Consider the following 23,919-nt stretch of genomic DNA (forward strand, 5'->3'; position numbering starts at 1 on the left):
CTCACTGGTTTGATTATATCTCTGAAGCTCCCCTTAAGTCTGTTAAGTGCACCACATACTGCAAAAATAGGCGAGGGCTGCGTAAGACGGCAAGAAGGATAGGTGGGTTCGGTTTATAGCCATAAATTACAAAATAACGTCAATAGTAACGTTTTCAGCTGATATCGTGAATTCCATCAAAGGACCATCCAATAACACATGAAGTTCAAATCCTGTTTTTGTAAGATAAACCTCATCATAAAGCCAAATACTGCCTAGGCTCAAGTTTTTAGGCTGTAGCTTCTCCACTCCCGTAAAGGTTAACTTGACATCAGTTAAATAATGATAGCCGCCTCTACAATCCAATGTCAGGGTAAAGATGTCCTTCAAAGGCATCTCAATCGAAGTTACTCGCGCATCGTGTAAGGACTTTTCAAACATCTGAATAACGCTTTCAGGGAGTGAACTTTTTATGGAGTCATAGTAGCTCCGATAGGTCATCCCATTTGCTTTCGTTCGCTCATCATACTCCGATCGCCATTGATCGGCCATTTTTCTAAGCTCTTCAGAAGGAAATTGTGAATTTAACGTTCCGTCTTGAATATAGGGGTGAAAGAATGCCGGGAGGTATTTGAGTAAATCAGCTCTTTTATACTCCAAGTTGTTCTTACAAATTTCTTTGAAGTCCAAACCTTCAGATTCATACCAGGCGATGTTATCTTCCCATTCTTCCTTCGTTTCATAAAAAGTCAAAAAGCTTCTTATTTGCGCTTCTTCATACCACTCTTTAGTGAAAAATTTCATTAGTTCCTCCTAGTTGATCACTCACTGCACGGTTTATGTCCTATGTTGGTTTGCACTAAACCGCCCGCAGCATATCGCAGCTGCATCTCTATATCGTACATTGAGAATGAAATAAGACCAATGTCCCAACGAATTAAGCCGCCGCTCGATAATATTTATTAGCAGCCGGCCGAAACATGAGAATGAACGCAATGATTACCGAGGCCAGATGAACCATTCGGCTTATCCCGAACAGAATAGAATATAATGTCATTCCGTCGAGGGCTTTTTCAAGCGAATTCCCTTCCAAAATCCACTTGACTGGATCAATAAGCAAGGATAGAGTTCCGATCCCGCCAAGAAGTACTGCTAAGACTATACGTGCCCAGTTTCTCCCGCGGTACATCTTCACAATGATGTAAATCAGAGCGGCAAAAATTATCGTTCGGATCCCAACTGCGATGAATAGACTATTTCCTGGCCCAGAGTCTCTAGATAACAGTTCGGTTACAGCGATAACCATCTCAAACACTCCCGCAGCAATAGCAACGAGCCAAAAAAGAAATGACTTCTTAACCTCCTGTGGAACTTTCCTCGCGTTATCCATAGAAACATTCCTCTCAAGTTTTTTTATGTATCTCATCTTACTTTGAAGAGGATATGTTCCGTAACCGTCCCGAGATTGATTTACAGCTCGATCCAAGTCCAGTTTATGGCTGGATCTAAGCTCAGGAAAAACTATCATGAATAGGAATTAACTGTATTTATTACTATTTACCTTTCTAAGTTCACTCTTGATATTTTCCAATAGATATTACATCACGTTCATGTACACTTAAAATATGTGAGAGCGAAACCTTATCGCCATCCCTGAGTAATAGTCCAAACCGGGAGTTCATTCCCGACCAGCCTTCGACTCCATCTTTTTCATAATTCCCTGATACGTATGCAAGAGCATTCTCCTTATTTGACCAAAATTCAATCCGCTTGGTGTTTATGTTGTTATCTAATTGGTCGACCAACAGCAATAGGAAAAGCTTTTGATACTCTGTGTTAACCTGCCTACCCGTTTGAATGGTATCTGTTGCATATACTGTTGCTGCTGCAGTTAAAGCAATGCCGCAGATTAGACCTAAAATGAACTTTTTCAAAATAGGTTCAACTCCCATCTTAAATGACTTATTTAAGAAGACGTATTACACAAAATTGCAAAATGGAAAAAGTATTGAACTAAACCTACGCAACAAAGCTGCCGTTCATGCGGCAGCTTTGTCATGTATTGCGCTATTGCACCCGTTCAACAATGTTTTGTTTCCATGAAAGGTCTTTCATTCTCGACAACCTATTCATAATTGTTATTACCTAAATCCGGGCAAGCTTATCTGGGTTTCGAACGGCATACATTCTGGCAATCTTTCCTCGGCGGAGTTGCATGAATAAAGCGGCCACGGTTTCCCCCCTCGACCGGATAACAATACTGGTCTCACCGTTCAGAGGGGTGAGCTCGAAGTGAAAATCGCCCTGAAAATAGGACTTTAAGCTCCTGACTCCATCGAGCAAGACTCGGGCCACTTGATCGCACGTTTGTACCGGATACCTGAACGCAGTTGCTTTCCCGCCTCCATCGGCAATGAACATGACGTCTTCGGTTAACAACGACATCACATGATCGACGTTCCCTTGCTCGAGGGAGGTGAGAAACCGGCTGACCCATTCCAATTCGACCGCTTCAGCCGAAACCGGCTCCTCCTCGGATATGCCCATTTTGCTTCTTGCCCGGCTCAACAGCTTTCGACAGTTCGCCTCTTGCTTACCGAGCAGTCCCGCTATTTCGGGATAATCGAAGCCCAACGCCTCACGCAGGACGAAAACAGTCCGCTCTGTCGGCGTCAGCCGCTCGAGCAGCACGAGCATCGCGTATGACAGCAGATCGCGGCGGACGACCGTTGTCTCGAGCGGGTCCGTCTCCGGCGTCCGAACCGGTTCAGGGAGCCACGGACCGACGTACATCTCTCTCTTTTTTCGTGCCGACTTCTGCAGATTGAGACAGTGATTCGTTACCATTTTGCACAAATACGCCTTCGGCTCCTCCAGACGTTCGGGATGTACGTCACACGCCTTAACAAACACGTCCTGCACCGCATCTTCCGCGTCTGCTGCAGAGCCTGTCAACTGATATGCCAGCGTGAACAGCAGTGCTCTATATTGATCGTACAGTTCCTCCATACGCCGACTCACCTTTTCCTGATAATGGTAGCTAGTAGTTATCGTAACATACTGCCTTTATCCCATGCCAGCTTCCTGATTTTCCATCCCAGCTTTCCCGTCATGATGAAATTAAGTCCCCATTTGCGTGCCCATACAAAACCGCGGTTCTCCCCCAATCCGATGCAGAAGAAATCCAGTATCGAGCTGGCGGATTTGTGAACCGGGGCCGGGCGGCCCTCCAGATCGGCCATTACGATTTTCCCCAGTCTATCTGCTTGAAGCACACCTTCTCCTGCCCTCATCAGATCTGCCTTGCCGGTTGTCGGGTCGACGATTCTCGCACAATCGCCGATGCTGTATACGCCAGGCGCCCCTTTGACGCGATAGCACTCATCCACCAGCACTTGACCTTCGGGAGTAAGCGGCAAGCCCATGCTTCGAAGAGCTGGATTCGGGATCAGACCAATTGTCCATATACATAGGCCAACCGGCAGACGATCGCCGTTACTGAGCTTCACCGCTCCTGCTTCCGCATGTATCACCTTGCGGTTGTAAAGTACTTTCACGCCACATTCGCCGAGGAACTGATCCAATTTTTTTCCGACATTTTCGGGGCCTTCCAGGAACAATCGTTTCTGTCCACTCAGCAGATAGACAGAGACATCGAACGAGTTCAGTCCTAGCGACGATGCTTCCTTCTGCATCTCAAGCGCCAGCTCGGAGGATGTTTCAACGCCACTGATGCCTGCTCCTGCAACTGCAACCGTCATCAGCCGCTTTCGTTCCTCAGGGTTCGTCTCAGCAGCAGCTTTCCGCAGGTTGGCGCGCCAACGCTCCTGGATGTCTATCGCGGCTTGCGGGTCGGTCAGGGCAATGCCGCCCCGATCGGGTTCCGGCTGCTGAACGATGCTGCCGACCGATACGACCAATAGGTCAAACCGCATGAGGACCTGATTTCCTTGCGCATCCTCATAACGAATCTGTTTCCCCCCGCTATCCACGGACGTAACCTTCCCTTGCACGAATTCGACACCTTCCGAGAACGAATAGTGCGTCCAGGGGATCATAATCTCTTCCTGGCACACGGCTGGCCGAAACAACAGCATTTTACGCAAATGACCGGGCTGCTTGTCGATCAGAACAAACCGGATCTGCCGTCCGTTCGTCATGCCCCGGGTCTCTTCCTTTATTGCTTTGAGCGAATGAAGCCCAACATGGCCGCCACCGACGATTACGCATGTCAAATCGTTCATCTTTCCTCAGCTCCTTAACGTTTTGCACATATAACAACGTAAGCCTCTGATTTGTGACATCGGAAACGAACGAATAAAAAATCATGCATGGATTCGTCTTTTACACAACCTATCATGGTAACTTTATTAGCTCTAGACCGTCTAACTTTTACGACACACTTCAATGGAGGAAAAGTATGTGGAAGATACTGTTTGTATTACTTGGAATGCTTCTAAGTATGTCAGGTTGCAAAGAATCTACCAGCACTCATATAAAAAAAGCAACTCCAGAGATGCAAAGCACCAATAAAACTGAAGTTGGATCCGAAGTAAAGTTTAGAGCTTACACTAATCATGTTCCGGTCAATGCGGAAGTGATGACAAATGATAAACGTAATCAGCTTAACCCCGTTACCAGGGAATTAGTTTCTTTATTAGACGACTATGTTTATGCATTCAATAAAAACGATCTTAAACAAGGAGGGGACAAATTTTCTTCTGTAGACACTCCGGCAAGTGAAATTATGCCAGGTAGTTGTGTCATTAAAATAAGTGCAACGGATATCATTAAAGTAATTGATCAGTATACCGTTGGAATCGTGGCGAATGTCGAGGCACGCTATAAATCAAATGATGAATCGCCCTTCTGGAAAGGGAAGCAATGGTTTATGTTTACTGTCAGTGGGGATGGCCATTTCATACTTGGATACTGGAATTCTCCTTCAGTAGATCCCCTTTTCTTTAATGATAAAAACGTTCAAGACGTTCCTTCAATGCCATAAATAGATACTGCATCCCATACTCTCATCAGTTGAGTAATCGCAGCTTCAAAGACCTCGTAAGGAACACCGTCCCGGGCTTGAGTGGAAATTCCTCGTAGAAATGTTTCAAATAACATAACCATCACGGAGATATCCGTAGATTCGGGCAGCTCCCCGTTACCTACGGCTCGTTCTATACATTCTTTTATCCAACCCCGGACCCTCTCTCTTTCCTTGGACAGCAGGTCGCGGATATGTTGTTGCTCAGGCGAACAATTTACGGCAGACAACACTAACAGGCAACCTAAAGGATGGGAGTTCTCCGTCTGCATCCGTGCTGATTCCCGCAATCCCAGTTCCATTGCTGCTTTAGCTGTCAAGCTTGTATCCCTGAAAGTTTCCGAAACATGTCCATAAGTAGATATATATCGATCCACCGCTTCGCGGAACAGCGCTTCCTTGGATTCAAACGCCGCGTAAAAGCTCGCGGCCGATATATCCCCCATCGCCACCCGCAACTGAGCCACTGAGGTGGATTCAAAGCCGTGTTCCCAGAAAAGCAGCATGGCGGTCGCAACCGCCTCGTCGCGATTAAATGCGCGTGGACGTCCCGTTCGTGGCATAAGATGATCTCCCTTCATTAATTTTATAATAATCGATCCATAATTCGTTGACAAGGGAGCGTGGGTAAGCTTAACATATAGAATGATCGATCTATAATTAAACTCGGCTTAACTGCTAATCTCGGTTTTTGCTCAAATCTTTTGCAAAGGATGTGTGGACAGATGATAATCTTTAGAGACAAACCATATCGCTGTACCTCGGAAATTGTACTTGACTTAGTCAGCGGTAAATGGAGAATATCCATATTAAATGAATTGTCTAAAGGTCCGGTACGGTTTAATCAGCTGCAGCGGCTGCTACCCAATGCGACCCAACGCATGCTTACAATGAAACTAAGAATGCTGGAAAGCGACGGACTCATTATCCGCAAGGTTTATCCGGTTTCGCCGCCAAGAGTGGAATATCGCTTGTCCGAGCTGGGCGAACAATTGGTTCCCATGCTCACGATGTTATGCGATTTTGGCAGCACCTATATCGACAGCTTTCCCGATGAAGTATCGTATTCCGATCATAAGCATGCCTAATATGAAACCTTTAAGAGGTACCCAGGATGAGTACCTCTTAACCTTATATTCCGCGATCACAGGCTTCCTTCGTATTGGCTGCGCAGCTCGTGCTCCTCTTTAGATGTCCTGCGAGTTCGTCGATCTAAACGATAGTTGATCGAAGCCAGCACGGATGCCAAAACAGCCACAATTCCCCCCGACCAGGAAAGATCATTAAGCTCCATGTTCGTCGTGACAAACCCTCCCAAAGCGGATCCCATGGCAATCCCGACATTAATGGATACGGAGGTTAAGGACGCAGCCAAATCTCTGGCCTCTGGAACATGCCGATCGGCCCAATCAATGAAGTACAACTGCATCGTCGAGTTCATAAGGTAAACAACGAGAGCTATAAATGAGATGCTGACAAGTCCTCCGACAAGCGAGCGGGAAGATACGTATAGTGACGCGAGAATAACGGCCTGAGCCAGGAATACATAGCGAATTGTTCCCATCCCGCCACCGGCAGCCAGCTTCCCCCCGATTAGCGTGCTGAAAATGGACACGACACCATAAAGTAAAAAGACGAGGCTGATATACCGTGCCGGGCACAAAAAGCACATCCTGGAGCAATGGGGCTAAATACGTATAGACGCTATACGTTGCTGCAATGCTTAACGCAGGGATAAAGAAAGCAAGCAAGTACAACTCTGGGATAGGCGAATAATCGGAGTTGCTTTTGGAGTGAACTTCGCGCCCCCTTCAGTCTTCTGGGAATGGTTACAAGGCTCACTAGCAATGAAACGATTCCCAATAGCGTAGTAAACCAATAAGACATATGCCACCCTCCCCATTGCCCGATGAAGGTGCCAAGAGGGACGCCTAGGACACTAGCTACGGTGAAACCCGTAAAGATGATGGAGATCACCGGTCCTCTTTTTTCCAGAGGCATCGTTTCACTGGCTACAGCCATCGCAAGCGCAATCAAGACGCCGGTAACCACGGCCGTGACCACTCTAGAAGCTAAAAGCAGAGCATACGACCCGGACATCGCCGTGACCATATTCCCGACAATAAATACGCCGATCAAAATAAGGATGAGCGGATACTTGGAGAATCGGCTGAATAACGCCGTGAAGATCGGAGTACCTATGGCAAAAGACAGGGCAAAAGCAGACACCAGGGAGCCTGCGGCAGATATGGCGATCTTCATGTCCGAAGCCACTTCGGTTAATAATCCGACCATCACAAATTCACTGGTTCCCAGGACAAAAGTCAATAAAAATAGAGTAAACGTCAGCAGCTTGTGTTGTCTAGTCAATATAAATCTCCTCCTGCTCCTATCCGGATAGACAGTAAATCTCGTTTGGTTTTAGGACTTACAGCACTAAAAATTGCGTTCCGAACCCTTTGCCGGAAACATAAGCCGCTTCCAGCTCCTTTTTATCTCCTTTGTCCAATAAAACCACATTTTCAGGATACAGTTTGCCTAGTAACGCCCATAATACAAGTTCATTTCCACCGCTAGGAATAAAATGAATGCCATCTATATTCGTCACCAATCCAGAATGCGCGAGAATGTCTGCCGCTTGGTGCCAACTAACGGAATTTCGTTTAGCCAATGCGGCATCGGCATTGTCGTTTCTATTCGGACGATATAAAAACCGATGTCCCCTAAAAAGCTGACCGAGATCTACCGTAAACTCGCGGCCTGCCATTGCCAGGTTGAACCGCAGGGTCGTTCGATCTGTACCGGCATTTGGCAGCAACCGAGCGATAGATGGTTCACCGTAATGCTCCCCGGAAATAGGAAGCCCGTTCTCGTTCAACGGTGTACCCTTCCCCGCCTCGTTGCGCGGAGCGGCATAATAATCTTCATATTCATAATCGAAGGAGACAGCAGTCAAATCTTCTGTTCCATCTGTCGCTATAGTTTGTACAGGGTGCCACTTCAGCAGATACTGCGCCGCCGTTCGGGCCGACTCTCCGAGACCCGCCGGCAAGACGGTCCCCAGATGATATTGGAAGCCGTAACCGGCATCAGTCAAACCGGAGCTGACGACACTTTGCGCATATCGGATAATCGATTTGTGCGTCAACTTTTTCCCGAGCAATTGTGTTAAAAAGATCTCCCGGGCCGGCTCCAGAAAACGCAGTCCTTTGAAGCCCGCGTGTTCCTTGACTTCAAACGGAACTTCCTCCCAATTGGCAAACGGAAGCAAGGCATCCCGCAGCAGAACGAATTGGTGCAGATATTCATTATAAATCTGCATGATCTTTGGACCGCCATAGGGACCCCATACCTGAGCGATGGCTTCCGGGATCAGGGGGTGGCCATAACAGTGACTGCGAAATTCCAACTTTCCGAGCGTTTCCGGTCCATACTTGGCGAGCGCGTTTTTCTCGGAATTTATTTCCCTGGCCCAGCTTACCAATTGCTCGCCGATGCGCACCGCCTGCGCCGTAATCTCGGCGCCAGCTTTATCCTCGAGAGCCAAAGGCCCCAGTGGCAAAGATGACAAACGTCCTGAAATCGCCAAATTGGCTTGAAGGCTGTCCAAGAGCACCGACGGATCGCCGTTCGTCGGTTCGCCAAGCTGTATCAGTATTGCCTCAAGCATCTTATCGAGCTCCATAACGACCTCTTTTGCCCGGTATACACCGGCAGGCAGATTCCAATCCAAGGCCTCGTTCACCCCCTGTCTGATGGAGTCGCCAGGATATTTGCCGATTAGAGACCCCATATCGATAGCCTTCCCCCATACAATTCGCTTATCTTTCAAAGTAACTTGGTATTCCTGCATACCTTCACACCTCACCTATGATTTTTTTAAACGACCGTACCGCTCTGCGAAATATGGATCGATCGTTCTGTATGTTAGGTTATCAGAATCCCCTACCCTTGAGTAGTACGCACTTTTTTGTATGATCCGATTATTTTTGTAAGGTAGGATACATTTAGATACTGGGATTGTGGGGATCATCGGTGGAAAAAGACAAAGGCCCGTGACGTTTAACGCCACGAACCTTTGTCATACATATTTCCTTCTCCATTTTATAATTACATATCGTACGAGTGCCGAAGTAGCCCATACCTTGAATGAGACAGCCTACGAGCTGATGAACGTATCGTGCAGCTGGCCTCTATAAGGAACATGTCTCTTTACAGGGGGATTTTCTTTGCTCCCCTTCACGGGTAAAAAGGATTAAATTCGTCTTTGCACACCTTTGAACCATACGGCTTTAATAGAGAGTGTATCCGAGATGTTAGTTGTCGGATCCCCATCGACAAGTACCAGGTCAGCGCGCGCACCCTCGGCAATACGGCCACGATCATGAAGACCGAACCGCCGGGCCGGTTTCGAGGTAGCTGACTGAAGCGCTTCTATCGGAGTGAATCCGGCCGAAACCAGTAATTGCAATTCATGATGCACGCTGGCTCCATGAGCAAGGCCGCCAAGATTCGGAACGGGAACGGGGGCAACATCCGTCCCGACCAGGATATCCACTCCGGCTCTGCGAAGATCCATCACATTTGTAAAGCTATTTTCCATTTTTCCTTGCGGGTAAGTATTGAAGCTAGAGTTCAAAATATCGATCCATTCGGGACTTAATTTGGAATGAACACGCGGGTCATTCGCCAATTGTGATGCAGGGCTCCCAAGAATGGACGAGTTCAACACCAAGCACGGTATAACAAACGCGCCAGAATCGGCTATGGATTGCACTAACTCCGACGTGTACTCAGGCCTGTCGGTAAACAAGTGGCCCAAACCGTCGACTCCCAAATCGATGGCTTCTTGCGATGAACGAGCCGTCAAGACGTGGGCGATGACCAGCTTACTGAACTTGTGGGCTTCCGTCACGGCAGCTTTCAGAATCTCGTCGCTTAGTACAGGCAGGCCGGGTGCACCCATAACCGTTCCTTCTTCAATCATAATCTTAATATAGTCGGCTCCATTTTCCACTTGAGTATGCACATGCTTAATCGCTTCTTCCACCGTGGTCACTTGAGGTATTTCTTCGTGATCGTGAGCATATGCAGCCAGCATCGCTTCCCGGTCTTCCTCCGATAACTTCTCTAGTTCCTTTAATACGAATTCCGGTATTTCAGCTCCATCTGGCAGCAATTCATCTGGGTGTCCGCCCGGAGCGGTGATCGCTGTGCCAGCAGAACGGACGTCAGCGACGTCATTCACATTTTTCAACTGAATCTCGCGCCCTCTTTTAGTAAAATCGCCGTTCATTTCTAGTTCTGTTGTAACGCCAAATTTTAAGGCATCTCGTAATCCTCCGATTGAGGTATGGACATGTGCGTCAATTAGACCAGGCATCAGAGTCGCATTTTCACCATCGATAATCGTTGCATCAGCCGGAAGGTCTCTGCCCACTGAAATAATGTACTCCCCTTTAATGACAACATATCTCGGCGTAATCACTTGATTTCCATCAAAGATACGTACATTTGTAATGGCCGTAACTTGTTCTAACACATCATTTTGAGCTGCCTTCTCCATTTGAATTCCTCCCAAGTGTTTGTTGATAAAGAATTAGGATTATAACTGTTAGATTTCTAACTGTAAAAAAACTAACTTTTGTTTGATACAAAATTTGGATCCCTGTATAGTTTATTTACTTACAGTTAGATTTCTAACAATATGGGGAGGTACGATCATGAAGCCTCGCAAGGATACGCCTTATCTGGACTTGTTTCAGATTATTGGCCTTAAGTTAAAGAAAAAAGCGGACGATAGCATAAAAGAGTTAGGATTAAACGCTCAACAAGGAAAAATAATTGGCTATATCTACGAGAATCAAGAAACTGAATTAATTCAAAGGGATCTTGCCGATCGGTTTCATCTGCGTGGGGCAAGCATTACAAGCATACTTCAAGTTCTTGAGCAAAAAGGATTTATCGAGCGTAAAGTTCCAGCCAATAATGAACGGCAAAAAAATATTTATGTTTTACCAAAAGCCGTTGAATTGATTGAAGACTTCTATGACTCCTTCCAAAAGGTGGAGGACGAGATCGTTCAAGTCCTTACCGAAGAGGAGAAGCAGACCTTAAAGGAATTGTTGATCCGAATTAATGAACGCTTATAACTGCGGTTGTAATCTCCTGGACGATCGCTGGAGTTCCTTGTTTCATTAGGCTATGTAATCAGGATGAATAGAACGAAGGCAAGTCAAATTGTTCGGTAGACAAGGGGAGTTGTAGCTGATGAGTGACTTTAATAAAGAAAAAATACCGAAGGAAGCGATCCAAGCATTTAACGTTGTAGAGGAGCTGCTTGGCAGTGCAATAGTCGGGGTATATCTATTTGGTTCTGCAGTAACCAGTGGCTTACGCATTAATAGCGATGTAGATGTCCTCGTGGTTGTAAATCAAAGTTTGACTGAAGTAAGTCGCAGAAAACTAACAGACAGACTCCTGTCTATATCCGGAAAGGTAGGAAATGCTGATTCTGTGCGACCACTTGAAGTCACGGTAGTAATTCATGAAGAAGTTGTCCCCTGGCGATTTCCGCCAAAACACGAATATATCTATGGCGAGTGGCTCAGGGATGAGTTTGAGAATGGACAAATTCAGGGACCAACTTCTAACCCTGATTTGGCTATTGTTTTAGCACAAGTGAGAAAAAATAGCGTTTCTCTTTTTGGTCCTGATGCTTCTGATCTACTTGAACCCGTGCCGATGACACATATTCGAAGGGCAATTATAGAATCTTTGCCAGGATTAATTGAGAGCACCAAGGGCGACGAGCGAAACGTAATTTTAACCCTTGCCCGAATGTGGCTGACAGTGGCTGTTGGTGAAATCTCATCAAAGGATATAGCTGCAGAATGGGCTATACCTCAGCTGCCAAAAGAGCATGCGACTTTACTCAACATAGCAAAAAAGGCTTATCGCGGAGAGTATGTTGATCATTGGGGAGGACTGGAAAGCGAGGTAACTGCACTCGTTAATCATATAAAAAACTCTATAGAGTCTTATTTTTAACGGCAGGCTTTGAAAGACTGAAAAACATGTGAAAATAAGAAGAAGATCGGAATGCATTTATAAAAAGCACTCCCGGAGGTTGCCCGGATCACACATCTAGATTGCCGCTGTTTGATTGAACGTTACTTCAATAAATTAAACAGGACGTATTGAGTAAAAAGACATTTCAATCTCATCCTCAGTCACTGTACTAGAGTGAGTACCTACATAGTGCATCGCAGAGACTATTTCATCCAATGTCCCTTGAATTAGGTCACCGTCTTTTGAATGAAAAATAAATAATCCTTTATCGTACGTAACATTTTGCACATTGAAGACCTAGCAACACAAATACCTTTGCGCCATTATAACATACATTTCATCCCATTCAGCAAGCTAGTATATAGCTTAATCGATCCTTGTTAACAGGTCCTCAATTTTTTCAGCAAGTTCTTCTTCTATTCCATCTTCAGTCAATTCGGAGAACACCATGCGGATACAACCCTCCATTCCTCATATGACAAACATATAGCTACCCAGGCTTTCATTTAATTCAGCGGTTTTTTGTTTGTTATAACCTTATAGGTGTCATGCAATCCTAGCTACTCATGAAATTGTTCTACTGGGGCATATCGCTCAATTATAATATTATAGAAAAGGAGGTTAATTAAGTTGAAGAATAGTACAAATTCAGGTAGAAGGTCTGCAATAATTTCTGGGGTGTTATTAATAGCCGGGTTGGTTACAGGTATATTTAGTGTTGTTCCTGTTATAGATGGAGCAGACTACCTTGTCAAGGCTTCTACAAATGAAAATCAGGTGCTAATAGGAGCCTTTTTCCAATTGTTAATGGTTGTTGCCTATGTTGGTATTCCTATATTGATGTATCCGATTTTAAGTAAGCATCATAAAGATTTAGCTCTTGGATCTGTTGCTTTCGGCATCATTGCGGGTGTGTTTATTATTATGGGTGTAATCACTCTTCTGTTGCTACTGACATTAAGCCACGAATTTGCAAAAGTTGGAGCTCTGAATGGTTCGTATTTTCAGATCCTGGGTGAATTGTTACGGGAAGTACGTGATTTGGTGAACCATGTGGCAACGACACTGGCATTTGTTTTGGCTATGTTCTTGTTTAACTGCATATTTTACCAAACAAAAATCGTTCCACGTTGGTTGTCCGTTTTAGGTCTTGTCGGGTCTATATTGTCCATATTGGCAAGCTTACTATTTATGATTCGCTTCATCGGTCTGGATGCAACCTACATGATGTTGAACATTCCAATAGCCTTTCAACAATTGGTTTTGGCTATATGGCTAATCATTAAAGGATTCAACCGGGTGGAACAGGATTCAGAATTCCTTTAAGATGAGCGCTCTAGAAAAGAAGGTGAAACGGAAATGAATAAATCAGAACGTTTTTGGGACAGAACCGCAAGTCAATATGATCAAATCGAGATGAAGGATGAACAAACTTACCTCCAAATCATACAACGAACGAAAACGCATCTCAAAATAAGCAACGTGGTGTTGGATTACGGCTGTGGAACTGGATTAATATCCAATGATATTGGCGAAGACGTGAAAGAAATTCATGCGATTGATATATCTTCTAATATGATCGCAATTGCCGAGAAAAAGGCAAAAGAACGAAACATCACAAATATAAACTATGCTCACGCAACCATTTTTGATGAAAGGTATAAGAAAGGATCATTTGATGTCATCTTGGCCTTTCATGTTCTGCATTTATTGGAAGATGAATGTATCGTTCTACAAAGAATGAATGAACTGTTGAAACCAGGAGGATTATTAATTTCTGCAACACCATGCGTGGGAGAAAAGATATTTCTAAGAAACTTGTTATACATTGCAGGTAGAGTTGGTTTAATACCGATTATAAGATCATTTAAAATACGCAATTTAGTCGATACAATTGAGAAAGGGAATTTTTCAATTGTCGAAACGGATTGCTTGAAGAAAAGTTCTCAAGAATATCTCATTGTTGCTAGGAAGTTTTGATAAAGGAGCCTTTGCAGCCGTTTTGCCAAATATTTCGCCGTAACTTACCTTTCTAATGTTTCATAAAGTATTTTGAGTAGTTTAAAATCTTTTCGGTCCCTTCCATTTCATGGAACTTTTTTCGTTTGACTGAGTCTAACTATGAGGGGGGAGGAAAATCGTGTACCATGCTCTTTTACTAATAATCCTGTGTTCTCTATTGATAAATACCGATAATTCCCAAACGCAACAAATTGAGCTCGAACAGCCAGCGGGCCAATCGTTTATACTATCTCCTATGTACAATGAGGATTTGAATGTCAAAACGGGGTACGGTCCCGAGACAGGCAAGTGGTTTTTGAGTAACAAAGGTGGACAGATCGGTTTCTCAATGTCAGGAGGATATATGAAGGCCGGCAGCGATGTTTCGGTGAAACTGGCAGCCTCTATCCCCGATAGGAACATCCGCTTTCGATTGTCCAAGCTGGACAATAACCTCAAACCTCTCTCCGTCTTGGATGAAAAAATCGATTCAGTGGACGTAGCAGTCCCAGCCAGTTACTCAAACAGGCTGCCAGAGGAGCAGGATGCGATATATTTGCTCAGCGCAGAAGTACTGGGTCAAAATAATGAGGTAGAGGATACGCTATTGTCGGTCGTGTATGCTCCTATATTGGAAATAAATTCGGCAATGACTTTGGATAAGATGCAGTATACGAATCTAGACATCGTTACATTGAACATTAGCAATTACGGCCCAACCGTCATTATGCTTGGAAAACCTTATAAATTTCAAAAATATAATCAGTCGGTATGGGAAGACGTGCCTAATCGAAGAGCATTCACATTAGAGGGCATAGGATTGGAACCGGGAAAAACATATGAACAGAAAGTGACTGTCAACGATCTGGAGCCAGGAAAATACCGAATTATCAAAGAAGTCTCCATCATGGATATACACGATACTAAAGAGGCTTTGACAGCGGACTTCGAAGTGGTTTCACCCGAGCATTTTCCAAATCGTTAACGAATCCAATTAATGTTTTCATTAACATCTATACGTTTTCGTTCACTAGATGTAACGTTATCCTGCCCAAAAGCTTAATGAGGCTACCGATCAATTCGAACTTTGCTATTGAACTAACTACACCATATCCCGATTTTTCCAATTAAACACGCCACTCCTCAGGAAGCAGTTGCATGTATTTGGGCTGTAAATACCGATCATCGACAAGCACGAGAGAACCACGATCCTGCTCCGATCGAATCAGCCTGCCGCCCGCTTGCAGCACCTTGTTCATGCCCGGAAAAACATAGGCGTAATCAAAGCCGTCCCGTCCTGTTCTGTTGTAATAGTTTTTCATCAGATCACGTTCCAGTCCGATTTGTGGTAGTCCCACACCAACAATAATGACACCGGTCAGTCGGTCCCCTTGAAGATCGATCCCCTCCGAAAATATGCCTCCCAATACGGCAAAACCGACTAACGTTCGCTCCCTTCCCGCCTGGAACGCGTCCAGAAACCGCTCCCGGTCCTCTTCCGACATCGTATGGGTCTGAACAAGGATATCAGCGTCCGGCATTTCCGCTTTATACGCGGCCACTCCGGCCTTCAAATATTCAAACGAGGGAAAAAAGACCATGTAGCAACCATTACACCTGCCGATTTGCTCGCGAAGCAGTGATCCCAGTCTAGCCATCGAGCTTTCACGGTCCCGGTATCGCGTCGATAACGCCACGATGCTCACCTCCCATTGGTCCTTCGAGAAGGGGGATGGAATCGCAAACGTATAATCGTCCTCCCCCGCACCGAGCACATCCATGTAGAAGCCGAATGGGGACAGCGTTGCCGAGAAAAAAATTTTGGCCTGATAGCCATTGCTCATATGTCGCAGCAGTTGGGACGGATCCAGGCATAGCAGCTTGACTCTGACCTCGCTGCGCTCGACTTCGGCATAGGTGACGAACCGTTCGTCCGCCAACTTCGCGATTCGAAGGAAGCTTTGTACCGCGAAATAAACATCCTTCAAAATCGTCAGATCTTCTTCCCCGCCTGCAACAAGCGTCTGCTCGGCTGCTTCGGTGAACGACTCTAACCGTTCAAGCAAGCTTTGCGGCGGGCCATCAAGCAGCGAATGCTTCCGCTCCCCCACCTTCTTGCGCAGTTCGATGAATATTTCATTCAAGGCCTTCGCCGCCTGGGCAAGCTCTCGTTGCTTGCCCTTGCTTTCCCGCTGAAGATGGAGAAAACCGGATTTTACTAGCTCCGCAGAAAACATGTCCCCTGCCCGGTCGACCAAATTATGCGCTTCGTCCACCAATAGAGCAGTTTGCTTGCGCTGCTCCTTCAGCAACCGCTTCAACGACACACGCGGATCAAACACATAATTATAGTCACAGATGACCGCATCCGCTGCGTAGGCTGCTTCTATTGACAGCTCGAACGGACATATCCGGTGTTTGCGTGCATAGTGTTCGATCACCTCGCGATCCATCAATGCCTCATGCTCCAGCATGTCCAGCATCGCACCGTTAACCCGGTCATAGAAGCCATCTGCGTATTCACAGTACTCCTTCGAGCAGCGCACCTCATCCTTGAAGCATACTTTTTCCTTCGCCGTCAGGGTGACGGTCTTCATCCGTAAGCCAGCATCCGCCATAGCGCGCATCGCATGCTCCGCCGCAGTCCGGGTTATCGTTTTGGCCGTTATGTAGAAGATCCGTTGAAGATGCCCTTGCCCGATCGCTTTAACGGCCGGGAACAAGGTTGAGATCGTTTTGCCGGTTCCGGTCGGAGCTCTTGCGAATAAATCTTTCCCTTCGGCGATCGCCGTATACACAGCACCGGCCAACTTACGCTGCCCTTCCCGGTAGGCCGGATAAGGAAAGGGCAGGCTCCGCGCGCTCTCGTTTCGTTCCTGTTCGTGCTTAGCCATCCATCTTGCATATGGTGTGTATACCTGCAGCATTCCGAGCACTAGACCTTCCAGTTCCTCGGTCGTCTGCTCCTTCCGAAAATGAATTTGTTCGTCAGTATCCAGCTGTACATAGGTCAATTGCACGCCCAGCTTCAATAAGCCTTCCTTCACGGCATACATATACGCATAACATTGTGCCTGCGCCCAATGCTCGGGATGCGCGTGTTCCTCAATACGTTTTATATCCTGCACGGTGGACTTAATTTCCTCAATGGTGACAAGCTCGTTCTCCGGGAATCGGATGCCATCGCAGCGCCCTTCCAGCCGAAAACGCAAGTCCCCGCATTCGATTTCCTGCTGCAGCGGTACTTCCTTGAGGTCCGAATCTCCATACGTCTTTTGCAGCTTCTGATGCGCAAGCGTCCCTTCTGAGAACGTAGGTGCTGCATGAAAGCCTGACTCCAGACTGCCTCTGCGAAACGCGTATTCGACCAGTGCACGTACGGAAATGCGAATAATCGGTAGCATTGCTCTCACCCGAAATCATGTTAATTTACACATTAGCATACCATGTTTTGTACCGAATGCAAACAAATGTTCCTACTAATGGTTATGATAATCGGATTCTCCGAACTTCCGGGCAGCAATGTGCCCCTTCATCGGCAGCTGGGAAGCATTGACTCCTACAAGCACATTCGATATGGCTACCGCGGCTGTGAGAATACCTGCAACCTCTTGATCTCGATCATTGCGCTGCTCGCACTCGCTGTGCGGCATTCTTTTATGGGATCTTACAACGATCTGGTATAATGGAACGGAAGAAACAATGAGACAGAAAGGACTGAACAGCAATGCCATTTCAGACCTATTTCCCCCGGCCTCCTTTGTCTTCCTTCATCGCATACTTCTGGTCCTATACAGGAAAAAATCCGCCGCACTCGAGAAGGCTCACCCTACCGGACGGCTCGATCGATCTCGTCATTGATCTGTATGATCGTAAAACCCGTATACACAATCGATATGACAGCGAGACGACACTAGCAGCTTCCGTGATTAGCGGGCCTCACACCGATTATTATATAACGGATTCTTCAAGCGAACGGTCCATGATTGGCGTACATATCAAGCCCGGCGGTGCTAGGCCGCTTCTAAAGCTGCCTTCTATTGCGTTAAAGGATACGCATGTCTCGTTGGATGATTTATGGGGGATAGCGGCTGCAGATCTGCGCGATGAGCTGCTTTATTCCAACACGGTAGAGGATCGATTTCGTATCCTTGAAAAATACTTTCTGTTACGAAGCGATTGGTCAAGGCCATCGCATTCAGCCGTTCAGTTTGCGATTGCCTCCTTTCAGCAGCCGCAATACACCGAATCCATTACGAACATGGTTGAACAGGTTAACATGAGCGCCAAACGATTCATTCAAATTTTCAAGGATGAAGTGGGACTAACACCCAAAAGGTTTAGTCGTTTAATGCGGTTTCAAAAGGCGGTACGTCTAATCAGACAGAGCAATGATATCGATTGGGCCGATCTTGCCATGTCTTGCGATTATTATGACCAGTCCCATTTCATTAAAGAATTTCAGTCCTTTTCCGGCCTCAATCCGACCGAGTATCGCGCTATAGAAAGCCTGCACCCCAATCACATTCCACTCACGGACTAGATCTCGGGAAAAAATATACAATACAGTGTCTCCTTCGTTCCCTTACAATGCAGAAAGCAGCTATTACATTCTGTAGATGGAAAGGGGAGATCAGCTATTATTACTCCATTTAAAATCAATGTTCCGCAATCAGATCTTGAAGACTTGAATACGCGGCTGGATCATACACGGTGGCCCGACGAAGCGGCCGGCGAAGGCTGGTGTATGGGTGCAGATCTCGGTTATATGAAGGAATTAATCGATTATTGGCGAACGCAGTATGACTGGCGTATTCATGAAGCCAGATTAAATGCCTTACCGCAATACAAGACGGTTATAGAGGGTACGAACCTTCATTTCGTGCATGTCAAAAGCAAAAATCCAAATGCGGTGCCGCTATTGCTCGTTCATGGCTGGCCCGACAGCTTCTACCGATTTCACAAGATGATCCCTCTGTTATCCGACTCCTTCGATCTTGTCGTGCCTTCGATTCCCGGTTTTGGATTTTCGGATCGAAAAACCACAGCACCGAAGCGAGTCGCCCACCTGTTTGCCAAGCTGATGACAGAAACACTTGGATACGAGGGCTTCGCGGCTTGCGGCGGGGATATCGGCACTGGCATCGTGACCATGCTATCCATACATCACTCCGACGTTGTGAAAGCGATCTTGTTGACGGACGCTGGTTATCCAACCGGAAAAGAGGATAGTACTGAAATGTCCCCTGCCGATCGGCAGTTTATGTTAGACACCCAGGCCTGGGTTCAGTCAGAAGGCGCCTATCTGAAGCTGCAAGCTACCAAACCGCAAACGCTTGCCTATTCACTTAACGATTCGCCGGTTGGCTTGGCATCTTGGATCGTCAGCATGATCCGTTCGGGAGCTGGCGACAAGACCGTAGATGATGCATTCGGCGGAAGGGACGAACTACTCACGAATATCATGATCTATTGGCTGACCGAGACGGCCGGATCTGCCGCACGCATGTATCGGCTAATTGTAATGGCCAATCAAGCGAATGAAGATAACGCTCCGCTGATCACAGCGACACGAAGCGTACCGGCAAGTATCGTGCTCTTCCCGCGCGAAATCCAGTTCCCCGCAAGCTGGGCTGAACGTTCGGTACATGTGAGAAGCTATAACAAAATGCCCCGTGGCGGTCATTTTGCAGCGCTGGAAGAACCCGAACTGCTGGCCAATGAACTGATACGATTTATCCCTATACATTATTCTGATTCGGGAGGAAGCTCATAATGGAATCCATGAGGGAACGAAGCATTTCCTATCGACGTATGCACAATCTGCTCATAGCTGGCAGGAAGATGGACAATTGCGAACATGTTGTCCAGCACCTCGGCGCCCTGCAGGCGCAAGATTATCATCAGGCCCTGTGGGCTGTTGGAATGCGTACGCAATCTGCTACTGTGGCGGATATTGAGCAATCCATCGAGGATCGTAAGATTGTTCTGACTTGGCCGATGCGCGGTACGATTCATTGCGTGCATCCGGAGAACTTAAGATGGATGCTCCAACATTTGGCTCCGCGTATTTTGGCACAGGATGGGCGAAGACAGGCTCAATTGGAGCTTAATCAGGAGATCATCGAGCGCTGCAGGCAGATCATTTATGATGCCCTGCAAGGGAACAAGCGGATATCTCGTCCCGATCTTATGCAATTGCTGGAAGATAACGGATTTCACACGAAAAACCAGCGAGGCTATCACCTTCTATGGTATCTTGCGCAGAGCGGCCACATTTGTCTCGGGCCGAGGGAAGGCAAGCAGCAAACCATTGTTTTGCTAGATGAGTGGGTGCCTGCCGCCAAGGAGTTATCCCGGAGCGAAGCGCTCGCCTTGCTTGCGGAACGATATTTTGCGAGTCATGGGCCGGCAACCGTACAAGATTTAGCCTGGTGGGCTGGGATCACACTCTCTGACGCAAGACAAGGCGTAGAAGCTGCGCAATCCCGGCTGGTGTCGGAGAAAATCGGCGGGCAGGAATATTGGACAACCGATAACGCCCCGGCATTCGTAATGGATGAAGAACCGAGTGTTTATCTGCTTCCGGGATTTGATGAATATTTGCTTGGCTTCAAAGACCGGAGTACGGTATTAAACGCCGCGCATGCCCGCCATGTTGTCCCGGGCAATAACGGCGTATTCATGCCTACCATCGTTATTGACGGCCAAATCTCCGGCCTATGGAAACGAACCATTAAGAGTAAAGGGATCGACATCGAATTTCATCTATTCGCACCTCTAAAGGAGAGAGAAGAGCGCGTAATCGAGGCTGCCGGGCGATATTGCAAGTTTATAGGACTGCCTCTAGCAACAACATCCTTTCAACTGGTGGAATCATAGATGACCAAGGAGGAAGTTATGAAATACGCTTATGTTTATGTACTGGATACGATGGCGGACTGGGAGCTTGGCTTGGTTACTGCAGAGCTCAACTCCGGTCAATATTTCAAACATCGCGGGAGTCGCCTTCCCGTACGAACAGTCGGAGCTTCCAACCGTCCTATCACGACAAAGGGCGGGTTGACAATCGTGCCGGAACTGACAGTAGATGAGATCACTCATGAAACATCGGCGATATTGCTTTTGCCGGGTGCTGACAATTGGAAAGATCCCATAAATGGGCCAATTATCGAAAAAGCAAAACAACTGCTGAACGCCGGTGGCAACGTTGCAGCCATATGCGGGGCGACACTTGCGCTTGGGGATGCCGGGTTGCTAGATGACCGTCAGCATACGAGCAATAGTCTGGAGTATTTGAATTTATTCAGCCCCTCGTACAAAGGCGCTGCTCGATATAAAGACGAGAAAATCGTGACCGATAGCAATCTGATCACAACCGGTTCAGCCGGCGCACTAGAATTAGCGCGCGAGGTTATCGCGCTGCTGGACCTGTTTGCGGAAGAGACGTTAGAAGCTTGGTATAACTACTTCACTTCTGGCGATCCTAAATATTTTTATGCGATGATGGAGACGCTGCAGGAGAGTAATTCATAACTTGAAGAGGGTGACTAAGACGTTGGTCTTGGGTCACCCTGTTTCTATACTGCACATTGTCATGAGATAGATAAAATGACGCAGACTGGACGCCTCTGTTTGCTGAGGGCCATCGTTCCACGACACTTCCCCGAACTGGCCTCAGCTAGGTTCAAACCTACGTGCCGACTCTTGGCGGCCTTGCTCATGGAGCCAGCGTACATCATGAATTGCAATTGCTGGTTAAGGCCGGATTCACTCCGATAGAAACTCTTCGGTCGGCTACACTCGAAACCTGCCCGTCGGTTCGGTCTTAATGATCGTGGCCGTATTGCCGAAGGTGCACGCGCTGACTTGGTATAGGTCCATGGCGATCCGACAATCAATATCTCGGACACCCTTTCCATTAAAGCCGTATGGTTCAAAGTTGTAGCGAGGCCGTCGATTGAACCTCTTTCCATGACCTTCCGCCGTCTTCCGATTGTAAAAAAGACTCTTCTCCCCGAACCCAGCCAATCTTTTCATCTACAAATTTTAATTCTGCAGCATTCCGCAATTGAGGCGACCTATTCAGTACTTGCCAATGTCCCCCGCCATCCGATGTCCCGTAAAGAATTCCTGCTTCTGAATCAATCATCCAAAAATGTTTAAGATCCGAAGCCGTGCTTGGACGAAAACCTTGCGGGGCGCTGCCGTCTTTTGCAGTAACGATAGGGGCACCATCTTGGGACACCGACGGGCTCCAGGTAGCTCCACCATTTTCAGTTGTGAACCAAACGATGCCAGCTTTTTCGTTATTAAGGGTCCTGTAAGAAACCGGCAGTACGCCTTCCTTCTTAGCATTTCCGAAGAACTGAGGAGGATGCTCGGCGATAAACGCAGCGTCTTTGATGTCTTTAGGCAAATCCAAGGCCAGTCGCTTCCAAGAGGTTCCGCCGTCAGATGTCGCGTAAATCTCCGGCTGGTTGTCCTTTGAATTAAAAAAGGAAATGAACCCATGCATCTTATCGGAAAAGGACATCCCTGATGGGGTGGAAACGAGAACGCCGTCCGGCGCGATTTTACTGAGGTACTTCCACGTCTGCCCACCGTCTGTTGTCTGATATAAAGCGGTTTTTACCGGCCCGCCCGCCGGGTCGGAAATAAAAGAAATGACCCCTGTCTTCTCGTCAGTAAAGTAGAGATTAAATGCCGTGTTTACCCCCGGAAAGGACCAAGTATCTTTTGTGGGAAGCGTGGTGGAGTTCCAAGAATTACCTCCTTCAGCCGTACGATATATAGTCCAATTCGATTCATTATCGGCAGGTCGGACAACGAACCAGGCCAATCGCTCGTTAAAAAGGAACGGTTCAAATCTTGAATTGTCGTACCCCTGCGGTGTCCGGTCTACCCATGTTTGACCTCCATCATTCGTACGTTTTACACTCGTTCCGAACGCCCAGCCGTTGTTCCGGTCAATCATTCGAATCAGTGCCGACGACTTTTCGATAATAGGGGTTGCCGCAAGAGATTGGCCAGGCGGCATGGAGGAGCTGTCCGATCCGGTGTTCGATAAGAGAGTTATTCCAACGACCAAAGTCCCCAGTGCCGCGGCTGCTACTCCGCCCAAATATCGCTTGCTCCTGGAAGGAGCTTGCTTCTCCATTCCAATCCTGCTTTTGGTATCGGCTGAAAGTTTGCCATGAAAGTGATTTCGCTTAAAGGGCTCTATTCCTGCTTGCTTATACCAATCCGGTTTACTCATGGCCCCCGACCTCCTGAAGCTTTTTAAAAACCTTAGTGCGAGCACGGTGCAGGCGAGACTTTACAGTTCCTTCCGATACCCCAAGCACCCCTGCCATCTCCCGAGTCGTCATTTCATGCCGAATATCCAGCAAGAGAACTTCCCGAAAATTTAATGGCATCTCCAAAATGATCCGCCAAATAACGTTCGCAGCTTCTCGATCCATAAACTCGTTTTCAGCTGATGTTACGGTTTCTTTGCGCCTTATCCATTCAAGTAGGATTACACGCCGCAGAAAGGCGGAATTTCGGTAATTATAGGACAGATTACGAGTGATTTTAAGCAGCCATGTTTTCACGGTGGACTCTCCTCGAAAGTCCTTTACACCGCGAAACGCCCGCAGAAATACTTCTTGAGAGATATCATCAGACGCATGGCGATCCCGAGTTAAAAAGTAGGCGTAGTTCCAAACATCCTTTCCAAAATCCCGCATCAAATGATCCAGTGTAAAGGACTCGATGTTGGATGATAAGTATTGTAGATACTCGTATTCCTCCACTAAGTTCCCCTCCTACTGAAACAGACA

General features: G+C 46.9%; 25 protein-coding genes and 1 pseudogene. 12 read left to right on the forward strand and 14 right to left on the reverse strand.

Annotation, left to right across the window (positions count from 1 at the left end; all coding sequences use genetic code 11):
• Positions 1-126 precede the first annotated feature (126 nt).
• The 5 genes from ABEA66_RS09025 to ABEA66_RS09045 all read right to left on the reverse strand — a co-directional run bounded on the left by ABEA66_RS09025 (position 127) and on the right by ABEA66_RS09045 (position 4,223).
• Entirely contained in the window at positions 127-783 is a 657-nt protein-coding gene (locus ABEA66_RS09025; RefSeq protein ID WP_345587290.1) for a DUF4085 domain-containing protein, read from the reverse strand.
• A gap of 133 nt (positions 784-916) precedes the next feature.
• The gene (locus ABEA66_RS09030; protein ID WP_345587291.1) at positions 917-1,369 is read right to left on the reverse strand and encodes a hypothetical protein; all 453 of its coding nucleotides are present in this window, start codon (positions 1,367-1,369) and stop codon (positions 917-919) included.
• Positions 1,370-1,550: 181 nt separating this feature from the next.
• Positions 1,551-1,913 (reverse strand): hypothetical protein, encoded by a 363-nt coding sequence (locus tag ABEA66_RS09035; protein ID WP_345587292.1) that lies wholly within the window; start codon positions 1,911-1,913, stop codon positions 1,551-1,553.
• 211 nt (positions 1,914-2,124) lie between these two features.
• Positions 2,125-2,988, reverse strand: coding sequence for an RNA polymerase sigma factor SigJ (sigJ, locus tag ABEA66_RS09040; RefSeq protein ID WP_345587293.1), 864 nt, complete (start codon positions 2,986-2,988; stop codon positions 2,125-2,127).
• Between the two features lie 38 nt (positions 2,989-3,026).
• Positions 3,027-4,223, reverse strand: a complete 1,197-nt coding sequence (locus tag ABEA66_RS09045) for an NAD(P)/FAD-dependent oxidoreductase (RefSeq protein ID WP_079912029.1) — start codon at positions 4,221-4,223, stop codon at positions 3,027-3,029.
• A 176-nt stretch (positions 4,224-4,399) separates the two neighbouring features.
• Here ABEA66_RS09045 and ABEA66_RS09050 point away from each other — a divergent pair, with 176 nt between their 5' ends.
• A complete protein-coding gene (locus ABEA66_RS09050; protein ID WP_345587294.1) occupies positions 4,400-4,984 on the forward strand; it encodes a hypothetical protein in 585 nt (194 codons plus the stop codon).
• On the opposite strand, the gene ABEA66_RS09055 is transcribed toward ABEA66_RS09050, so the two are convergent.
• Positions 4,960-5,586, reverse strand: coding sequence for a TetR/AcrR family transcriptional regulator (locus tag ABEA66_RS09055; RefSeq protein WP_345587295.1), 627 nt, complete (start codon positions 5,584-5,586; stop codon positions 4,960-4,962). The genes ABEA66_RS09050 and ABEA66_RS09055 overlap by 25 nt on opposite strands.
• Before the next feature lie 162 nt (positions 5,587-5,748).
• On the opposite strand from ABEA66_RS09055, the gene ABEA66_RS09060 reads away from it, so the two are divergent.
• Complete coding sequence (locus ABEA66_RS09060; RefSeq protein WP_345587296.1) at positions 5,749-6,111, forward strand: winged helix-turn-helix transcriptional regulator; 363 nt, start codon at positions 5,749-5,751, stop codon at positions 6,109-6,111.
• A 56-nt stretch (positions 6,112-6,167) separates the two neighbouring features.
• Here the strand turns inward: ABEA66_RS09060 and ABEA66_RS09065 are convergent, their stop codons facing one another.
• From ABEA66_RS09065 to ABEA66_RS09080, 4 genes are all read right to left on the reverse strand, one after another.
• Positions 6,168-6,686 carry an MFS transporter gene (locus ABEA66_RS09065; protein WP_345587297.1) on the reverse strand — a complete coding sequence of 173 codons (519 nt, stop codon included), beginning with the start codon at positions 6,684-6,686 and terminating at the stop codon, positions 6,168-6,170.
• 41 nt (positions 6,687-6,727) lie between these two features.
• Positions 6,728-7,393 (reverse strand): MFS transporter, encoded by a 666-nt coding sequence (locus ABEA66_RS09070; RefSeq protein WP_345587298.1) that lies wholly within the window; start codon positions 7,391-7,393, stop codon positions 6,728-6,730.
• Between the two features lie 58 nt (positions 7,394-7,451).
• A complete protein-coding gene (locus ABEA66_RS09075) occupies positions 7,452-8,876 on the reverse strand; it encodes a hypothetical protein (protein ID WP_345587299.1) in 1,425 nt (474 codons plus the stop codon).
• A gap of 402 nt (positions 8,877-9,278) precedes the next feature.
• Positions 9,279-10,589, reverse strand: a complete 1,311-nt coding sequence (locus tag ABEA66_RS09080) for an amidohydrolase family protein (RefSeq protein ID WP_345587300.1) — start codon at positions 10,587-10,589, stop codon at positions 9,279-9,281.
• Between the two features lie 157 nt (positions 10,590-10,746).
• Between ABEA66_RS09080 and ABEA66_RS09085 the strand changes: the two genes are divergently transcribed.
• From ABEA66_RS09085 to ABEA66_RS09105, 5 genes are all read left to right on the forward strand, one after another.
• On the forward strand, positions 10,747-11,175 hold the full coding sequence (locus ABEA66_RS09085) for a MarR family winged helix-turn-helix transcriptional regulator (protein ID WP_079912023.1): 429 nt from the start codon (positions 10,747-10,749) through the stop codon (positions 11,173-11,175).
• Between the two features lie 118 nt (positions 11,176-11,293).
• Positions 11,294-12,073, forward strand: coding sequence for an aminoglycoside nucleotidyltransferase ANT(9) (gene ant(9) / locus ABEA66_RS09090; protein WP_345587301.1), 780 nt, complete (start codon positions 11,294-11,296; stop codon positions 12,071-12,073).
• 651 nt (positions 12,074-12,724) lie between these two features.
• Complete coding sequence (locus ABEA66_RS09095) at positions 12,725-13,420, forward strand: DUF4386 domain-containing protein (protein ID WP_345587302.1); 696 nt, start codon at positions 12,725-12,727, stop codon at positions 13,418-13,420.
• A 33-nt stretch (positions 13,421-13,453) separates the two neighbouring features.
• Positions 13,454-14,074, forward strand: coding sequence for a class I SAM-dependent methyltransferase (locus tag ABEA66_RS09100; protein WP_345587303.1), 621 nt, complete (start codon positions 13,454-13,456; stop codon positions 14,072-14,074).
• A 160-nt stretch (positions 14,075-14,234) separates the two neighbouring features.
• Positions 14,235-15,080 carry an immunoglobulin-like domain-containing protein gene (locus ABEA66_RS09105; protein ID WP_345587304.1) on the forward strand — a complete coding sequence of 282 codons (846 nt, stop codon included), beginning with the start codon at positions 14,235-14,237 and terminating at the stop codon, positions 15,078-15,080.
• A 142-nt stretch (positions 15,081-15,222) separates the two neighbouring features.
• On the opposite strand, the gene ABEA66_RS09110 is transcribed toward ABEA66_RS09105, so the two are convergent.
• Positions 15,223-17,499, reverse strand: a complete 2,277-nt coding sequence (locus tag ABEA66_RS09110; RefSeq protein ID WP_345587305.1) for a helicase C-terminal domain-containing protein — start codon at positions 17,497-17,499, stop codon at positions 15,223-15,225.
• A 75-nt stretch (positions 17,500-17,574) separates the two neighbouring features.
• Positions 17,575-17,829 carry a hypothetical protein gene (locus tag ABEA66_RS09115; protein ID WP_345587306.1) on the reverse strand — a complete coding sequence of 85 codons (255 nt, stop codon included), beginning with the start codon at positions 17,827-17,829 and terminating at the stop codon, positions 17,575-17,577.
• Between ABEA66_RS09115 and ABEA66_RS09120 the strand changes: the two genes are divergently transcribed.
• From ABEA66_RS09120 to ABEA66_RS09140, 5 genes and pseudogenes are all read left to right on the forward strand, one after another.
• On the forward strand, positions 17,823-18,638 hold the full coding sequence (locus ABEA66_RS09120; RefSeq protein WP_345587307.1) for a DUF6597 domain-containing transcriptional factor: 816 nt from the start codon (positions 17,823-17,825) through the stop codon (positions 18,636-18,638). The two genes, ABEA66_RS09115 and ABEA66_RS09120, sit on opposite strands and share 7 nt — an antisense overlap.
• A gap of 99 nt (positions 18,639-18,737) precedes the next feature.
• Entirely contained in the window at positions 18,738-19,871 is a 1,134-nt protein-coding gene (locus ABEA66_RS09125; RefSeq protein WP_345587392.1) for an epoxide hydrolase family protein, read from the forward strand.
• The gene (locus ABEA66_RS09130; RefSeq protein WP_345587308.1) at positions 19,871-20,977 is read left to right on the forward strand and encodes a winged helix DNA-binding domain-containing protein; all 1,107 of its coding nucleotides are present in this window, start codon (positions 19,871-19,873) and stop codon (positions 20,975-20,977) included. The genes ABEA66_RS09125 and ABEA66_RS09130 overlap by 1 nt, the downstream gene beginning before the upstream one ends.
• A complete protein-coding gene (locus ABEA66_RS09135) occupies positions 20,978-21,631 on the forward strand; it encodes a DJ-1/PfpI family protein (RefSeq protein WP_345587309.1) in 654 nt (217 codons plus the stop codon).
• A 161-nt stretch (positions 21,632-21,792) separates the two neighbouring features.
• Positions 21,793-22,042 (forward strand): annotated as a pseudogene (locus ABEA66_RS09140) (amidohydrolase family protein); the annotation flags it as partial.
• Here ABEA66_RS09140 and ABEA66_RS09145 read toward each other — a convergent pair.
• The gene (locus ABEA66_RS09145) at positions 22,032-23,354 is read right to left on the reverse strand and encodes a WD40/YVTN/BNR-like repeat-containing protein (RefSeq protein ID WP_345587310.1); all 1,323 of its coding nucleotides are present in this window, start codon (positions 23,352-23,354) and stop codon (positions 22,032-22,034) included. The pseudogene ABEA66_RS09140 and the gene ABEA66_RS09145 overlap by 11 nt on opposite strands.
• Positions 23,347-23,892 (reverse strand): RNA polymerase sigma factor, encoded by a 546-nt coding sequence (locus ABEA66_RS09150; RefSeq protein ID WP_345587311.1) that lies wholly within the window; start codon positions 23,890-23,892, stop codon positions 23,347-23,349. Before ABEA66_RS09150 ends, ABEA66_RS09145 begins: the two co-directional genes overlap by 8 nt.
• Positions 23,893-23,919: the final 27 nt, after the last annotated feature.

The organism is Paenibacillus vulneris (assembly GCF_039543185.1).
In the GTDB taxonomy this organism is placed as follows: Bacteria; Bacillota; Bacilli; order Paenibacillales; family NBRC-103111; genus Paenibacillus_S; species Paenibacillus_S vulneris.

Coding starts and splice junctions, on each gene's coding strand:
- ABEA66_RS09025 (WP_345587290.1), bottom strand. CDS start 783: ATGAAATTTTTCACTAAAGAGTGGTATGAAGAAGCGCAAATAAGAAGC.
- ABEA66_RS09030 (WP_345587291.1), bottom strand. CDS start 1,369: ATGGATAACGCGAGGAAAGTTCCACAGGAGGTTAAGAAGTCATTTCTT.
- sigJ (WP_345587293.1), bottom strand. CDS start 2,988: ATGGAGGAACTGTACGATCAATATAGAGCACTGCTGTTCACGCTGGCA.
- ABEA66_RS09045 (WP_079912029.1), bottom strand. CDS start 4,223: ATGAACGATTTGACATGCGTAATCGTCGGTGGCGGCCATGTTGGGCTT.
- ABEA66_RS09050 (WP_345587294.1), top strand. CDS start 4,400: ATGTGGAAGATACTGTTTGTATTACTTGGAATGCTTCTAAGTATGTCA.
- ABEA66_RS09055 (WP_345587295.1), bottom strand. CDS start 5,586: ATGCCACGAACGGGACGTCCACGCGCATTTAATCGCGACGAGGCGGTT.
- ABEA66_RS09060 (WP_345587296.1), top strand. CDS start 5,749: ATGATAATCTTTAGAGACAAACCATATCGCTGTACCTCGGAAATTGTA.
- ABEA66_RS09075 (WP_345587299.1), bottom strand. CDS start 8,876: ATGCAGGAATACCAAGTTACTTTGAAAGATAAGCGAATTGTATGGGGG.
- ABEA66_RS09080 (WP_345587300.1), bottom strand. CDS start 10,589: ATGGAGAAGGCAGCTCAAAATGATGTGTTAGAACAAGTTACGGCCATT.
- ABEA66_RS09085 (WP_079912023.1), top strand. CDS start 10,747: ATGAAGCCTCGCAAGGATACGCCTTATCTGGACTTGTTTCAGATTATT.
- ABEA66_RS09100 (WP_345587303.1), top strand. CDS start 13,454: ATGAATAAATCAGAACGTTTTTGGGACAGAACCGCAAGTCAATATGAT.
- ABEA66_RS09110 (WP_345587305.1), bottom strand. CDS start 17,499: ATGCTACCGATTATTCGCATTTCCGTACGTGCACTGGTCGAATACGCG.
- ABEA66_RS09120 (WP_345587307.1), top strand. CDS start 17,823: ATGCCATTTCAGACCTATTTCCCCCGGCCTCCTTTGTCTTCCTTCATC.
- ABEA66_RS09115 (WP_345587306.1), bottom strand. CDS start 17,829: ATGGCATTGCTGTTCAGTCCTTTCTGTCTCATTGTTTCTTCCGTTCCA.
- ABEA66_RS09130 (WP_345587308.1), top strand. CDS start 19,871: ATGGAATCCATGAGGGAACGAAGCATTTCCTATCGACGTATGCACAAT.
- ABEA66_RS09135 (WP_345587309.1), top strand. CDS start 20,978: ATGACCAAGGAGGAAGTTATGAAATACGCTTATGTTTATGTACTGGAT.
- ABEA66_RS09145 (WP_345587310.1), bottom strand. CDS start 23,354: ATGAGTAAACCGGATTGGTATAAGCAAGCAGGAATAGAGCCCTTTAAG.